Here is a 15,786-nt window from a genome sequence, read left to right as displayed (position 1 = left end):
TCAATTTACCCCCTTCATTACCTTCCTACAACACCCATTTTGTTAATGACTGTATCAATAGCTTCGTCTAATGTTGTCATTAATCTTGCCGCTGCATTATATGATTTTTGGAATTTTAATAGATTTACTCCTTCTTCATCTAATGATACTGCAGATATACCCTGCCGCGAGTCGTCAACTTGTGTTAACACAGAATAATAATTCTTAAAGATTTTTTCTGTAGAGCTTTTATCAAGGGCAAGTATATTTTTTGTTTCTCCTAAACATTCCTGAAAAGTACCGGTAAAAAGAACCTTATTCCCCGGAGTTGTTTTAAAATCTAGCTTTTTTGAAAATAAAGAAATCATATATAAAATATTATCAGCAGCGCCATCATTATTACCGCCGGGATTTTCATTTTTTGAGGCTGTAATACCATATGTACAATTAGCCCAGCCTTCGGCAATACATAAATTTTTTGCAGTGATTGGATCTGTGGCCGGAGTACCATCTTTTTTCCCAAAAAGAGGTTGAAGCGTTCCGTCCGATAATTTATTTGATTCGTTAAATTCTTCTGCAAATTTTGAAGCAATGGTATCAAGCATCTTTTCGTAATATCCGATACCTCTTGTAGTTGTAGGAGAATCAAATTCTCCTGAATTGTTTAGCATATCCAGATTCCCTTTTAGAACCCCCGTATCTAAGTGATCTCCTATGGCAACAGGGCCGCCGCCGTTAAAGTCAAGATTTATACCGATTTTTCCTGTTGTTGCATCTCTAGTGGAACTTACTATACCGTATTTTTCATTATCAATAAGTTTAGTAGGGGAGTAACTATCACTGATAAGGTCAATATTTATATCATCAACAATAACACCGGGTGCTATTTCATTAGGCGTATATGTAACATCAATTTTCATATAATTGGAGAGTTCATCAATATATAAATTTCTCGTATCCATAAGTTCCAAAGCTGGATTGCCTTGTAGCTGACTATTTCGGATGCTTTTATTTATTTCAGCAATGTTTTTTAATAAATCGTTTATCTTTGGAATATCAACTTTGTCAAGCTGATATTCTTGTTGGTTTCGAACTGTTTCTACTTGATTTGCATATTGATTAAAAAGCTTTGTCAATACTTCTGCAGAAGCCTTTGCAATACCGTCGAATTCTGAATTGCCTGTATTGGAGGAAAGGGATTGAAGTTGTTTTATAAAATCAGATACTTGATTATCAAGACCTTTCGTCATTGTTTCATCAAAAACATATTCCAAATCTTTCAATGTAGCAAGTTTAGAATCTATTTCGCCTACTTTGCATGCTTCACGACGGAACCTTACATCTAAAAATGGATTACGTATTTGTTCTACTTTAGTAATGCCAACTCCTTGACCAATTGAATTGTTAGGTCTTGTTGTATATTTATCATCAATGCCTCCGGATATTTGGCTGTAAAGATCCAGTCTTTGTCTTGTATATCCTTCTGTATTGATATTACTTATGTTCTGCCCTGTGACATCAAGTGATCTCTGACTGACTCTTAGCCCACTCAAGGCTGTTGTAAATCCAAAAAAAGTTGATCTAATCATTTTCTTTCTCCATTTCCTTGTGTTTTTAGTAAGTGTATTATACCTTCTTTGATGCAAAATGGCTTGTGTTTAAATTTGGTTTTGTTCCGTTCTTATCATAAACATATTGACAATCTGCATTACTGTTTAGACTAGATAATAACAAATCAATCTTATGTAAATTTAATTCGATAGATAGTTTCGAATTGTCTGAAGCAGCTTTTAATTCTTCGGCTTTTCGTAAAAGTACTTCATAATCAGATTTTAATAATTGCTTTTCATCACCATCTGCTGCAGATATTATTTCACTGAAGGAGAAATCTTCCATATTCATCTCTTTTTGAAGTTTTTCTCTTTTTATATCTATGCCTTTAAGTTTTAGAATATAAACCTGTTCGTCCTTTATGAGTTTATCTAATGAATTTACATCGTTTTCAGCAATAGTTTTCAGCTTGTTATTTTCTAAAATAATAATTTGATCTAAGATTTTAATATATTCCGTTATAATCTTTTTAAATTGTACAAATTGATCCATAACTAATCCTTCCCGCTGTCAAGCATCATTCTTTTTACTACAGAATTAATATTAGTGTCGTATTCTCCAAGAGCAATTTGATTAGAAAGATCATTTAGCTTATATGAGGAAGCACCTGTTTTTACTTCCGTCATAATATGGTTTTTTAATACACTGACAAATTGATTTTTAGGTAAATCACACACACTTGTATTTCCGATAGTGATTTTATCATAACTTTGCTTTTGCTCAGTTTCTTTTTTTTCTATTGCTTTTGATTTTATATGTTCTCCATTATTTGAAGAAACAATATTATTTAATGTAATTTTCATAGTTAATACCCCTTTAGGTTATTGTAATATTTTATTGACTTATATTTAACTTACTACAATATATATCGTCATATATATTAAAAGCATTATGCATAATATAAAAAAATTTTTATATTATAATTTATTTAAATGCTGCTTTAGAATAGAAGCTATTTCTTCACAAGGTGCTTCAGTTGCAACTGCACCTATATTTTTTGCTACCATTGGCATTCCGTATACAACACAAGATTCTTTACTTTGCCCGATGGTATATGCACCTTGTTTTTTCATATTTAAAAGTCCGGCTGCTCCGTCCTTACCCATACCTGTCATAATTATTCCAACGGAATTACCTCTAGCCACACTTGCTACAGAATCAAAAAGTACATCTACAGAAGGGCAGTGACCACTTACTTTTTCACCCGGTGCACATCTTACGAAATATTCATTTCCTGTACGGGTTAAACGCATATGAGCATCTCCCGGAGCAATTAAAACTCTGCCTGGTATGACTTTATCACCATTTTGTGCTTCTTTTACTTCCATAGCGCAAAGTTTATTTAATCTTTCTGCATACATTTTCGTAAAACCCGGTGGCATATGCTGAGTAACAAGAATCCCTGGTGTATTTGCAGGTAGATTTTTTAAAACTGTAAGAGTAGCTTCTGTTCCCCCTGTGGAAGCTCCTATAGCAATTACAATAGAGTTGGACTTCGCAGTACTTTTAAGTGCATCGCTTGTTATAATCGTTTGAGCTTTTACAGTATTGGAGGTTTTTACTCTGGCAACTGAAGCTATTGAAATTTTTCTTACTAATTCTGAAATAAATAAATCTACAGCATTTTGTGCCTGCATTGAAGGTTTTCTTACAAAGTCAACAGCGCCTGCTGACAAAGCTTCAAATACACTGATGTTTAAAGAGCTGACAAGGACAACAGGCAAGGGCCTTTTTGGCATCATTTTTTTTAGAAATTCAATACCGTTGAGCTTTGGCATTTCCACATCAAGAGTTACAACATGGGGGTCTAATTTTGGAATTTTATCTTGAGCATCGAAAGCATCAGTAGCATACCCAACCACTTCTATATGATCATATTGGGAAAGACGATCTATTAAAACTTTTCTAAATAAAATTGAGTCGTCAACGACTAAAACTTTAACTTTTTTCATATCTAGTTATCTCCTTTAAAAGTTGTAATTAAAAAGCGCTAAACGTATTAAAGTTTTTTATAAGTGGCGGGCATAAGATATTGATAAGGTGTACTTTCACGATTCAGTGTTTCTGAATGACCAATCAGCAGGTATCCTCCATTATTTGTAGCATGATAAAAACGGTTTATTAAAGCATCTTTTGTAGGCTGATCAAAATAGATCATTACATTTCTACAGAAAATAATGTCAAATTTCATTTTAAACTTAATAGGATCCATTAAATTAAACATACGAAATATTACATTATCTTTTATTTTAGGAACTATAGTATATTTTGTGCCAGACTTCATAAAATAATTTTTTTTCCAGCTGTCAGGTACATTTGCAATAGAGTTTTCGCTGTATGCTGCTTCTTTAGCTTGAGAAAGAACTTTCTGCGAAATATCTGTAGCTAGTATACGTGTATCCCATTGGCTAAATTTTGGCCCAAAGTAGTCGGCTAAAATCATTGAAAGGGTATAAGGTTCTTCACCGGAAGAACATCCTGCACTCCAAATACTTAGTACTTTATTTTTATTTTTTTGCTCAAATTGCGGTAAAATTGTATTTTTAAAGAAATCAAAGTGCGTACTTTCTCTCATAAAGAAAGTATGATTTGTTGTTAAACGGTTTAATAATTCCTGAACATCAGCAGTATTTTTTTTAAGAATATGATCAACATAACTGCTGAAATCGGCAAAGCCTTTGTCTGTTATAAAATTTGACAACCTGCCTTCAATTAAATGCTTTTTCTTGCTTAGGTCAATTCCGTAATTTTTTTCTACAAATTTAACAAGACGCAAAAAATCTGTTTGTGTTATTTCAAGCATATACTACCTCTCTAAATTAAAATTGACTATTGTACTAGACTTTCACAATCTAAAATTAAGTTTACTGTACTATCCACACGTGCGATTCCGTTTACGAGCTCTTGCTTATTTTTGGAAGGTGATGGAGAAATATTTTCAGTTTTAACATCCACAACATGAGATACTTCATCAACTATTATTCCAATCATCATAGAGTTTATTTCTAAGACAATAATGCATGATTTATCAGTATATTCAATAAGGGGCCTTCCTGTACGGATTCTAATATCAACAATAGGTATAATCTGCCCTCTGAGATTTATAATACCTGTTACATATTCGGGTACTCTTGGCAGATGAGTGATATTGTATGAAGTTATAATTTCTATTACATATCCAATATCAACTGCAAAGTAGAGTTCGTCGGAAAGAAATGTTAAGAATTTTTTTGTGTTATCGTTTAGAGCCTCTGAATTATCTGTAATGTCCAAAGTATCTCTTTCTATTTCATTTGCCATATCAATTAACCTCCTATAAAAAGTTTAACAAAAATATTTATTAAACAGTTAAATTTACATTATTTGCTGACTTTTAGAAAACCGCAGCATCATATAGATTTGAAATATCTAAAATAATACTGATGTTACCGTCACCTAATATGGTACAGCCGGCAATACCTGAATTTTTTATGTTAAATTGATTCAAATAAGAAGGAAGAGGTTTAACTACTACTTGTTGTTCACCTTTCAATTCGTCCACGAATAAGCAGTAGGATTTATCTCCTGATTCAACCCAAATCATTATTCCATCGGTTATATCCGTTATATTCGTTTCTAATTGATAAAGTTCATGTATGCGAATAATAGGATAATAATTGTCCATCTTGCGGATCATAGCTCCTCTGTCCACGTCATAAACAATTTCTTCAGGTGATACTTTAAATGATTGTCTTATATTCATAATCGGTATGGTGAAAATAGATGAACCTACAGATACTTCCATACCGTCTACAATAGCTAATGTAAGAGGTATTTTAAAGGTAGTACATGTACCTTGACCTTCTTCGCTGGAAATGGTTACCACCCCACCTACCTTTTCTATATTTTTTTTAACAACGTCCATACCTACGCCTCTTCCGGAATATTCTGTAACTTGATCTTTTGTGGAAAAGCCCGGTAATAATAGAAGCTGTAATATTTCTTTTTTTGTATATTCATTTTCCGGTTTTACAAGCAGTTGATTTTCCTTAGCTTTTGAAAGAACTTTTTCTGTATTGATTCCTTTGCCGTCATCACTTATGGAAATTAAAACTTCACTGCCAGTATGCTCTGCCATCAAAGTTATTTCACCTTGAGGGTCTTTGCCTAAAGCAGTTCTTTCAGATTCACTGGATTCCAGACCGTGATCCATGGAATTCCTTACCATATGCATAATAGGATCTCCTATGCTGTCCACAATTGTTTTATCCACTTCAGTATCCGCACCTATAATAGTAAGTTTTGCATTTTTCCCAAGGCTTTGTCCCATATCTCTAACAATTCTGTTCATTTTTTGAAATGCACCGGAAACAGGAACCATTCTTATTGACATAACTGTGTCTTGAAGTTCATCTGTTAATTTCCTTAATTGACGTGCAGATTTGGTAAAGTTATCAAGTTTTATATCCTGCAGTTCAGGAGATGAAGTTACCATAGATTCGGTAATAACGATTTCTCCCACAATATCCATCAATTTATCTAATTTTGATAGGTTAACGCTTATAAGACTTTGTTTTTTATGAGCTGATTCGTTGTTTGTGTTTGTATTTACCTTCTGTTTTGATGTATTTGCAGTATTGTTGACAGAAGGAACTGCTGCTTTTTCTTCTTTAATATCTTCCGTTTTGTCTTCAGCAATTTCTGAGACTTCATATGTTCTTATATTCAAGGAACTCTTAATAATAGCAATTGCATCATCTAAGCTTTTATCATTTGAAAAACTGATTTTAAAACCATGTTCTGAAATATATTCGCTGGTAGAAGAATCAGTTTCAACATTTTCAGGATAATAACTGAAATCTGAATAACATTCTTTTATTGAAGTTATCAACATAAAAGCTCTTAAATTTTCCATGCCGCTTCCTTCGTCAAAGAAAATTGTAATAGAATGTTTATTTGAATCAGACTGATTCTGTGTATCGTTGTTTTCATTACTGACAGGTAAGGACGAACTTTCAGAGTCAGATTCTTGATTTTCAATATCGCCTTTAAATATTTCAAGAAAAGTATTAACTTCTTGTATAAAATCGTCGATATTATCATTGAGAGGTTCGTCGTTTTCAATTTTACTGATCTGTGATTTTAATTTATCATTAGAACGAAACATTAGATCAAACAATGCGAGACGATGTTTCTCAGGAATTCCATTTTCACGAATGAAAAAGAACAAATCCTCTATTCTGTGAGCAATGTTCATTAATGATGAAAACTGCATCATTGCAGAAGAACCTTTTATTGTATGCATGATTCTGAATATTTCATTTATATCATCATCAGTAAAACTTTCAGCCTTTTCTGCATTTAGCAATATTTCATCCAATTGTTCAATTAGAGTGTTTGTTTCAAAGAGATACATATCTAACATATTTTCCATACTATTATCCATATTTTTACACCACCTTAAAAATTATCTCAAATAGTATATCGACAAAATGGAAAATAAAATAACGTTACTGCTTAAAGAATTTAAAAAAAAGGATTAAACTAAATGAACGAAAGCAATAGGAACACGGATAAATTAGATGGGGCTCAGATAATACTAATTCTTGATGATGCAGATACTCAAAAAATCCCCGGAAAATTATTAAAAATTGAAGAAGAAAAAAACAGAGCTATTATATATATTGATATTACAGAGGCTAAAAAAGGTACTCTTACAGAAGGCCGTCCTGTGAGATTAAATATAATCAATGATGATAAAGGTATACTTTTATATACAGGAAGAGCAGGATATATATTAAAAGGACGTGTACATATTGAACATTTAAAATTTTTGGAGCATGTTCAAAGGCGTAAAGATTTTAAAGTGAGTATTAATTATGTTGAAGTGGTAGAAGCTGTTTCAAAAGAACCGAAGGATAATGGAGCTATTGTTAAAATACCTGTTAGATTTAAAGATATCAGCGCAGGGGGTGCATGTTTTATAACGGAGGGTAAAAATGAAAACTTAGAGGTGGGGGATCATATAATAACAGATTTTACTTTAGGCCGTTTTCCTATAATATTGGAAATGAAAATACTAAGAGAAACAAAGGAAAAAAATAATGTATATTCTTATGGATGCCAATTTATTGATATGAAAGCTTCTCAGGAAAGCATTATAAGACAGTTTGTATTTCAAACTCAATTAGGAAATAAAAAGAAAAAAAATAAAGAAAAAGAAAATGAAGGAAAAAATAAAGAAGAAGAAAATAAAGATGAAGAAAAAAATAAATTGTAACTATAATAAATTGTTATTATAATAAATGTAGATACATTACATGTTAGTAATAGTGTTGATCAGGTAAATATATTAAATTTCAAATAGGATGGGTGAGAAAAAATGAAAATTACAGTCAAAGAATGTATGAAAAAAATAGGGGCAGTAACTCTATCCGTTGTTTTTTTTACAAGTATGATATTTGTTGACATGGGCAGGGATTCGGAGAGTTATGCTTCTTCTGAACACTGGGCAAGCACGTATTTAAACAACTTGGTAAATCAAGACGTAATGAAGGGTGATTCGTATGGAAGACTTTATCCGGAAAACGCCATTACAAGAGCTGAGTTTGTGGCTATGATTAACAGAGCTTTTGGGTATACCGAAAAAGGTGTAAAGAAGTTTAAAGATGTAGATAAAAATGCATGGTATGCTGATGATATTTCAATTGCCGCAAAACAAGGATATTTTGAAGGTTCGGGGAAAAATAAGGCAAATCCTGATGGACTATTAAAAAGAGAGGAAGCTGTTGTATTACTTTGCAAAGCTTTGAAAATTGAAGGAATAAATGAAGATAACTTTGAATTTGAGGATAGCAGAAATTTCAGCAACTGGAGTAAGGATTACATAAATGCTGCTGCAGAAAAGAACTATATAAAAGGTTACCCTGATAATACATTCAGACCAAATGGCCAGATGAAGCGTGGTGAAATGGCTAAGGTATTATCGGAAGTTGCAGGATATATTGTAAAAGATAGGGGATATAACAGCTATGGGTATACTAAAGGAAATGTTTCAGTTATACAGTCTGGGGCAAGTTTGAAAAACACAAACGTTGCAGGTGACTTGTATATAACAGCAGGAGTTGGATTAGGATATACTAGTTTAGAAAATGTTACTGTTGAAGGAGACTTGATTGTAAGCGGAACAGGAGAAAGCAATGTAGGTGAAAACAGTGTTGTCCTCACTGATTGTAATATTAATCATCTTATTATAGATTCCGTTTTTGGCAAGAAAATCAGCTTCAGAGCAGAAGGGGATACTACAATTAATACGACTACAATAAAAAGCAATGCATATTTAGAAGAAGGAAATGTCAGAGATTCTGCATTCAATGATATAATTTTAAAAGGGGAAAGCGGAACAAAATTAGAACTTTCAGGAGATTTTGAAGATATTAAAATTATGGGAGAAGGAAATTCTCTTTCCTTACATAAAGGCTATATTTCCAGATTGACTGTAGATGAGCTTGGTGCAGGATCAAAGGTATTTCTTGAAAAAGATACAGATACAGAAGAGATGTTTATTGATACAAATACTACTGTAACAGGTGAAGGAGAAGTTGATTCAGTAGTAGTAAACTCAGATAATGTAAACATTTCTATGCTGCCTGAAAATATTATTATAAGACCGGGAATTACGACAACAATCAATGGGAAAAAAATGACAAATCAGGATGCAGAATTAGATTCATTAAAACCAAAATTTAAAAGCGGATATCCAAAAATTAAAGAAATCACTGCCACTTCTGCGGATGTACTGTTTGAGGTAAATAAGCCGGGGAAGGTATATTGGATGTTAAAAGAGTCCACAGATGGATCGGTTTCATTAGATGATCTAACTAAATTGAACAGCAGTAATGCTGCAAAATCCGGTAATATGGGAATTTTAAACGATAAGGAAGTTACCGTTAAACTATCAGGACTTAAAGGAGGCGTAGAATATAAATTATATGCAGTATTAGTAGATCTAAGAGAAGATGATTCAGATATAGAAAAAAATACTTTTGAAACTGTAGACAATAGTCCTCTTAGTTTTGAAAATGGATACCCTAAGACTAAATCCATTTCAAAGAATAGTGCTACAATAAGTGTTCTGCCATCAAAAAATTGTACTGCATATTGGGCACTTTTGCCGGAAAAATCCAGTGCACCTACAATTGATAAACTCTTAGCACAAAATGTTTCGGGTTCTTTGCAAGGTAATACTGTATCATGCAGCGGAAGCAGTGAAACAACTTTTAATATCAGCGGCTTATCAAATAAAACCACATATGATTTTTATATAGCTATGAAGGATAGCGCTGGCAATAAATCAAAATTACAAAAACTTACATTTACCACTACGGAATTGGTACCGAGTATAACTTTTAATGAGATAGAAGCCCCTGACACATATCCTAATTTAGATATAGCATTTCAAATAAAGCCAAAAGAAAAATCAGATAATGATGAATTATGTTATGATACTGTTTTAGAATCAGATACAGATGTTTATTTTAATCTATATGTGAAAGACAAGAACGGTAAAAAATTATTAGGGAACTTTTTCTTACCGAAAGAGAAACCTTATACTATAGCATATTTTATAAATAAAGCAGGAGGTGGCAGCAATTATTCATTTGATGATTTTAATTCCTTAAGTGAAAAGGAATACTATATTTCATTTACAGAAGTTGAAGGAAATACAAAAAGAGATACATGGAATCGGAATGTTAATATAAGTGCTAAAGGAATTGCAGGAACTAATAAAAATCTTACTGTAATAGTTAAAGGTGTAAAAGAAAATTTAGATTCAATGATAAAAGAAGGAAAGATTTATCAAATCAATAAACCTGATAATTTTAAATGTACTGCTTACTTTATAGATACGGTAGTTCCTACTTTGAAATTCTTTGACTGCAGCGGCGAGGAAACTTCAGTTGAATTGACTGCCAGTGCAGATAAAAGTGCAACATTATATTATTTAGCAGTTAAAAAAGGTACTGTTTCATCTACGCCAAGCGCTTTGAGTATAATCAACGGAAGTTACAGACCTTCAGGAAGTAAAATAGGTAATTTAGAAATTCCGTATGGAAACAGTAAGTATGTTACATCCATAGAAGGGTTGGAGCCGGCAACGGACTATGAAGTATATTATCTTATAAAGGGAAATCCTCCGGAATTCTCTGATGTGCAAAAAGAAGATGTTTCCACTACTGTTGTTACAACTCCTGAATTTGTTGATGGGCCAAGAGTAGCCAGCTCGGATGATGGATCGGTAACAGTGTCTACAACCATTGACAGTGATGCAACCATATATTGGATTGTATACCCTAAGGGTACAACTTTCCCTGGAGGAAAAGCAGAGCCAACGGCACAGCAGATAAAGGATAAATACAATAGTGAAGATGCAAAAGCTGTATCTTATGGAGAAGTCACATCAACTAAATATAAATCGGTGAAAATTTCATGCAGCTCATTGGAAACTGAAAAATACTATACTTTTTATGCAGTAGCTGAAAAAGAATTCGGAGATCCTTCCGACGTGGTTTCTATTTCCAGTATGACACCACTTGATAAGACACCGTTAGGATTATATGCAAATACAATTATTACGAATATAACTTCTCCTTCAGGTATTTACAAGTGTGACGGTGAGCTTTCTCTTACATTTAATAAACCTTTATATTATACAGAAACTGAAAATGGAGATTTGCTGCCGTTGACGGAAGCTGTATTAAACAGTAAACTTCAAGTTTCCGGAGGTAGTTATAGTATAGAGAGCACAACTGATATAAATGGTGCTGTAAAAGGTGTAATTATTAAATTTACTGACATGGTGAATAATGGAAGTATTCGCTTTAATTATTCTATTTATGACAAGTCGGGAAATAAAGCAGGACCATTAGTTATGAACTTTACTATAGATACGGAAGATCCTAACAGTGCACATTTTGAGGTTGGATTCTTATAGAAAATCAATACTTGTATATGTTTAATGTTTTAAATACGATAATATAATATTTTGAATATTTATATTCAAATGAAAAAGACCAGATCAATGATGTAACCCCGTAGGTTAGACCTAAAAATCCAACCTATGAGGGTCAGTTCATAATCTCGGTCTTTTTTAATGAGAATTATAAAAAAATTTTGAAAAATAAAGTAATATAATGTAAAATCAGTTGTTTATTTGTCAAAAAAATAGTATAATTAATTAATTATATATAAATTTATAAATATAAAAAAGAAGGGGAGTTAACTTAATGGATTGGCTAAACAATAATGCAATTAATTTAAGCCAAAAAAGCTTAGATTTTTTATGGCAGAAACAAAGAGTTATATCAGAAAATGTGGCGAATGGTGATACTCCTGGATACAAAGCAAAGTACGTAACGTTTGAAGATGAACTGAGAAGTAATCTTTCAAAATTTGGTAACGGACAATTTGCAAAATCCAGTGATATTGCAAAGGAAATTCAAAATTCTAAAATGATGATACATCAAAGTGACGATGAGAGTATCAGAATGGATGGAAACAATGTAAATGTTGATGTGGAAAATGTAGAACTGGCCAGAACCCAATTGCAGTATCAATATATGGCAAATCAGATCTCTGATCAGTTTACAAGACTTAGAATGGTTATTACAGGAGAATAAACGGAGATATAAATGAAAAAAATATTTAGTAACACTGTGGCTATATTTGTAATTATTGTCGTTTTGTTATTAATAATTCCTCTTAACCCTTTTGCATTAGATATGATGTTTATTATTAGCATCACAATATCTTTAATAATATTATTGACTACAATGTACATAAGTGAAACGTTGGAATTTTCCATATTCCCATCGCTTCTTTTGATTACCACTTTGTTTAGGCTTGCGCTTAATGTTTCTTCAACCAGATTGATTTTGACTAAGCAGGGTGAAGCGGGTCAAGTTATTAAAACTTTTGGAAGTTTTGTACTTCAGGGGAATGTAGTAGTTGGTGTTATTATATTTCTAATAATTGTATTGGTACAATTTATAGTAATTACTAAAGGAGCTGAACGTGTTGCAGAAGTAGCAGCCAGATTTACTTTAGATGCTATGCCAGGAAAGCAGATGGCAATTGACGCAGACCTTAGTTCCGGATTGATTACAGAAGAACAAGCTAGAGAACGAAGACATAAAATTGAAAAAGAAGCAGATTTTTACGGGGCTATGGATGGTGCAACAAAGATTGTAAAGGGCGATGCTATTATGGCAATCGTAATTACTTTGATTAATTTTGTTGCAGGTACAATCATAGGTATTGTGCAAAGTAATATGCCATTTTCTGAAGTTCTGCAAGTATATTCCATTGCTACAATTGGAGATGGACTTGTTTCACAAATACCGGCACTGCTTATATCCACCGCAACAGGTATGATAGTAACAAGGTCTGTATCAGAGAGTAATTTAAATCAGGATGTAACAAAACAGTTTTTATCACAGCCTAGAGTTTTGGTAATATCGGGCGTTATAATCGGACTTTTGGTATTCATTCCGGGAGCACCTCCTGTACAGCCGATAATACTTGCTGTAATATTAATTTCTTTGGGTATAAGGTTAATAAGTGCTGAGAAGAAGCAAAATGTTGAAGATGAAATTGTGAATCAAGAATATGAGCAGGAAGAATTTGATGAAGATTCATATTTTAAAGATGTAAACAATATTTACTCGTTGCTAAATGTAGAACCTATAGAAATGGAATTTGGTTATAGTCTAATACCTTTAGTAGATGAAAATAGTGGAGGAAGTTTAATAAACAGAATTGTTATATTCAGAAGACAGTTTGCGCAGGAAATGGGATTCGTAGTTCCATCTGTCAGATTAAGAGACAGTGCAGTTTTAAACACTAATGAATATGTAATTAAAATTAAGGGAGAAGAAATAAGCAGTGGTGAGATTTTAGTAGACTATTATTTGGCCCTTGAACCGCCTAATCCTACTGGTGAAATTGATGGTATCGATACGATAGAGCCTGCATATGGTATTCCAAGCAAATGGATTACATCGGACAAAAAGGATTTGGCTGAAATATACGGATATACCGTAATTGATCCATTATCTGTTATGCTTACCCATTTGTCTGAGACTATTAAGCGCAATGTACATGAGCTGCTTACCAGGGCGGAAGTTATGCAATTAATAGAAAATACAAAGAAAATTTCTCCGGAGTTAGTTGAGGAAGCAATTCCTAATATAATTTCTTATGGAAATTTTCAAAAGGTATTATTTAATCTGCTGAAAGAAGGCGTACCGATAAAGGATTTGGTTACAATTTTAGAGAGTTTGATAGATTCTTCGGCAGCAACTAATGATGTGGATGTTATGATAGAAAATGTAAGAATGGCATTAAAACGTACTATTACGAGAAAATTTTGTGAAAATGGTCAGCTAAGAGTATTGACCCTTGATACTGAATTAGAAAAAACGATTTTATCAAGTTTGACAAGAAATGAACAAGGAGTATATTTAGCCATGAGTCCTGATGTGATGCAGAGCATTATCGGACAATTGAAAGAGCAATTACCTAAGTTCACCGAACTATCACAGGCTCCGATTATTTTAACAAGTAATGTAATACGTCTTTATTTTTATAGAATGATTGAACAATTTTATCCAAATTTGTATGTCCTATCTTTTGGAGAGATTGCAAACAATATACAAATTCAAGCAGTAGGAAATATTGTTGTTTAAAAATGTGAGGGTGATTTATGCTTCTATCCAGTGAATTAGAGTCTAAAACAAATGAGGAATTATTTTCGATTTATAGGGAGACCAAAGAAGAAAAGCTTAAGCAAGAGCTAGTAATTAGATATAGCTATATTGTAAAAACTATTGCTATGCAGATGAGAGGGGTTTATGTAAGTTTTACTGATATAGAAGATATGATTAATGAAGGAATTATAGCTTTAATGGGGGCAATAGATAAATTTGATGCCTCTAAAAATGTAAAGTTTGAAAGTTATGCTTCTCTAAGAATAAGAGGAACTATTATTGATATTGCAAGAAAGCAGGATTGGGTTCCCAGGAGTGTGCGCAAGATAGGTAAAGATATTGACAAAGCATATAATGAATTGTTTTCTAAGCTTGCCAGATATCCTAAGGATAAAGAAATTGCTGATTATTTAGGAATGAGCCTTGACAAGTATTTAAAAGCATTGGGTGATACAAATCTATATCATTTATTGTCATTAGATACTTTAATGGATAGTCTTCAAACAAATTTTATTTCAGATCAGCTTATAGAATCTCAGACTGATCATATTCCGGCTCGAAACTTAGAAAGAAATGAGCTTTCAGAAATATTGAATGAAGCAGTAAAATCGTTAAGGGAAAAGGAACAATTGGTTGTTTCTTTATATTACAGGAAAGAGCTAAGCATGAAAGAAATTTCAAGGGTTATGGATGTTAGTGAGCCGCGTATCTCACAAATTCATGCTGCAGCGTTGAGAAAGTTAAGATTGTATGTAGAAAATTATTTTAAAGATTAGAAGGGAAAATAAAATGTTAAAAGGTTTTTATACCCTTGCATCGGGTATGCTTTCGCAGAACAGGAATTTAAATACTATAAGTAATAACATGGCAAATGTATCAACACCTGGATACAAAAGAGATACTCTGGTGTCCAAAACATTTCAGGAGGAACTTTTATATAGAACAGGGAATAAAGATAAGAGCGGCAGTAAGCCGTTAAATACTTCTTCAATGATTAGAACAATAGATGAATCGGTAACAAATTATACACAAGGTGTTTTTGAAGAAACAGACAGACCTTTGGATTTCGCAATTGTGGATAAGGGTTTTTTTGAAATCCAAACTGATGAAGGAAGCTTATATACTAGAAATGGGTCGTTTACTTTAGATGATGAAGGGTATCTTAGCCTGCAGCATGTGGGTAGGGTAATGGGAGAAAACGGACCTATTTTACTTAACACGGATAAAATAAATGTTGACAGTACAGGTACTATATATTCAGAAGAAGGTGAAGAATTAGGTATAATTAAGGTGGTAGATTTTAATGATTACAATCAACTTTCGAAAATTAATGAAGGGATGTTTCGAAATAATGACATATAGAAACAGTATGCTTATTAACGTTGAAAAATCAATAATGTTTAATAAATAAATATTAAAAAAATTGGAGTTTGTACACCTCGCGTACACA

The 15,786-nt window shown here is 32.5% G+C and carries 13 protein-coding genes; 6 read left to right on the top strand and 7 right to left on the bottom strand.

Features of this window, described 5'->3' with window-relative positions:
• Positions 1-17: 17 nt before the first annotated feature.
• From flgK to K292_RS0112745, 7 genes are all read right to left on the bottom strand, one after another.
• Positions 18-1,568 carry a flagellar hook-associated protein FlgK gene (flgK, locus tag K292_RS0112775; RefSeq protein ID WP_027400146.1) on the bottom strand — a complete coding sequence of 517 codons (1,551 nt, stop codon included), beginning with the start codon at positions 1,566-1,568 and terminating at the stop codon, positions 18-20.
• A 37-nt stretch (positions 1,569-1,605) separates the two neighbouring features.
• Positions 1,606-2,082, bottom strand: coding sequence for a flagellar export chaperone FlgN (gene flgN, locus K292_RS0112770; protein ID WP_027400145.1), 477 nt, complete (start codon positions 2,080-2,082; stop codon positions 1,606-1,608).
• A gap of 2 nt (positions 2,083-2,084) precedes the next feature.
• A complete protein-coding gene (locus tag K292_RS0112765; protein ID WP_027400144.1) occupies positions 2,085-2,393 on the bottom strand; it encodes a hypothetical protein in 309 nt (102 codons plus the stop codon).
• Between the two features lie 114 nt (positions 2,394-2,507).
• Positions 2,508-3,542, bottom strand: a complete 1,035-nt coding sequence (locus K292_RS0112760; protein WP_027400143.1) for a protein-glutamate methylesterase/protein-glutamine glutaminase — start codon at positions 3,540-3,542, stop codon at positions 2,508-2,510.
• Between the two features lie 47 nt (positions 3,543-3,589).
• Positions 3,590-4,393, bottom strand: coding sequence for a CheR family methyltransferase (locus K292_RS0112755; protein ID WP_027400142.1), 804 nt, complete (start codon positions 4,391-4,393; stop codon positions 3,590-3,592).
• Between the two features lie 26 nt (positions 4,394-4,419).
• Complete coding sequence (locus K292_RS0112750; protein ID WP_027400141.1) at positions 4,420-4,890, bottom strand: chemotaxis protein CheW; 471 nt, start codon at positions 4,888-4,890, stop codon at positions 4,420-4,422.
• 73 nt (positions 4,891-4,963) lie between these two features.
• Positions 4,964-7,015: a chemotaxis protein CheA gene (locus tag K292_RS0112745; RefSeq protein WP_027400140.1), complete on the bottom strand. Its 2,052-nt coding sequence runs from the start codon at positions 7,013-7,015 to the stop codon at positions 4,964-4,966.
• A 102-nt stretch (positions 7,016-7,117) separates the two neighbouring features.
• Here K292_RS0112745 and K292_RS0112740 point away from each other — a divergent pair, with 102 nt between their 5' ends.
• The 6 genes from K292_RS0112740 (at position 7,118) to K292_RS17200 (ending at position 15,698) form a co-directional block, all read left to right on the top strand.
• Positions 7,118-7,849 (top strand): flagellar brake protein, encoded by a 732-nt coding sequence (locus K292_RS0112740; RefSeq protein WP_027400139.1) that lies wholly within the window; start codon positions 7,118-7,120, stop codon positions 7,847-7,849.
• Between the two features lie 102 nt (positions 7,850-7,951).
• Complete coding sequence (locus tag K292_RS0112735) at positions 7,952-11,563, top strand: S-layer homology domain-containing protein (RefSeq protein WP_027400138.1); 3,612 nt, start codon at positions 7,952-7,954, stop codon at positions 11,561-11,563.
• A 292-nt stretch (positions 11,564-11,855) separates the two neighbouring features.
• Positions 11,856-12,248 (top strand): flagellar basal body rod protein FlgB, encoded by a 393-nt coding sequence (flgB, locus tag K292_RS0112730; protein ID WP_027400137.1) that lies wholly within the window; start codon positions 11,856-11,858, stop codon positions 12,246-12,248.
• 12 nt (positions 12,249-12,260) lie between these two features.
• Positions 12,261-14,315, top strand: coding sequence for a flagellar biosynthesis protein FlhA (flhA, locus tag K292_RS0112725; RefSeq protein ID WP_027400136.1), 2,055 nt, complete (start codon positions 12,261-12,263; stop codon positions 14,313-14,315).
• A gap of 17 nt (positions 14,316-14,332) precedes the next feature.
• Positions 14,333-15,112: a sigma-70 family RNA polymerase sigma factor gene (locus K292_RS0112720; protein WP_027400135.1), complete on the top strand. Its 780-nt coding sequence runs from the start codon at positions 14,333-14,335 to the stop codon at positions 15,110-15,112.
• Between the two features lie 13 nt (positions 15,113-15,125).
• Positions 15,126-15,698, top strand: coding sequence for a flagellar hook-basal body protein (locus K292_RS17200; protein ID WP_051280734.1), 573 nt, complete (start codon positions 15,126-15,128; stop codon positions 15,696-15,698).
• The last annotated feature ends 88 nt before the right edge of the window (positions 15,699-15,786 follow it).

This window comes from Anaerovorax odorimutans DSM 5092 (assembly GCF_000426305.1).
Classification (GTDB): domain Bacteria; phylum Bacillota; class Clostridia; order Peptostreptococcales; family Anaerovoracaceae; genus Anaerovorax; species Anaerovorax odorimutans.
Note: the sequence above shows the minus strand (reverse complement) of the source record. Positions and strands in the feature narration are given on the sequence as shown.

Coding starts and splice junctions, on each gene's coding strand:
- flgK (WP_027400146.1), bottom strand. CDS start 1,568: ATGATTAGATCAACTTTTTTTGGATTTACAACAGCCTTGAGTGGGCTA.
- flgN (WP_027400145.1), bottom strand. CDS start 2,082: ATGGATCAATTTGTACAATTTAAAAAGATTATAACGGAATATATTAAA.
- K292_RS0112765 (WP_027400144.1), bottom strand. CDS start 2,393: ATGAAAATTACATTAAATAATATTGTTTCTTCAAATAATGGAGAACAT.
- K292_RS0112760 (WP_027400143.1), bottom strand. CDS start 3,542: ATGAAAAAAGTTAAAGTTTTAGTCGTTGACGACTCAATTTTATTTAGA.
- K292_RS0112755 (WP_027400142.1), bottom strand. CDS start 4,393: ATGCTTGAAATAACACAAACAGATTTTTTGCGTCTTGTTAAATTTGTA.
- K292_RS0112750 (WP_027400141.1), bottom strand. CDS start 4,890: ATGGCAAATGAAATAGAAAGAGATACTTTGGACATTACAGATAATTCA.
- K292_RS0112745 (WP_027400140.1), bottom strand. CDS start 7,015: ATGGATAATAGTATGGAAAATATGTTAGATATGTATCTCTTTGAAACA.
- K292_RS0112740 (WP_027400139.1), top strand. CDS start 7,118: ATGAACGAAAGCAATAGGAACACGGATAAATTAGATGGGGCTCAGATA.
- K292_RS0112735 (WP_027400138.1), top strand. CDS start 7,952: ATGAAAATTACAGTCAAAGAATGTATGAAAAAAATAGGGGCAGTAACT.
- flgB (WP_027400137.1), top strand. CDS start 11,856: ATGGATTGGCTAAACAATAATGCAATTAATTTAAGCCAAAAAAGCTTA.
- flhA (WP_027400136.1), top strand. CDS start 12,261: ATGAAAAAAATATTTAGTAACACTGTGGCTATATTTGTAATTATTGTC.
- K292_RS0112720 (WP_027400135.1), top strand. CDS start 14,333: ATGCTTCTATCCAGTGAATTAGAGTCTAAAACAAATGAGGAATTATTT.
- K292_RS17200 (WP_051280734.1), top strand. CDS start 15,126: ATGTTAAAAGGTTTTTATACCCTTGCATCGGGTATGCTTTCGCAGAAC.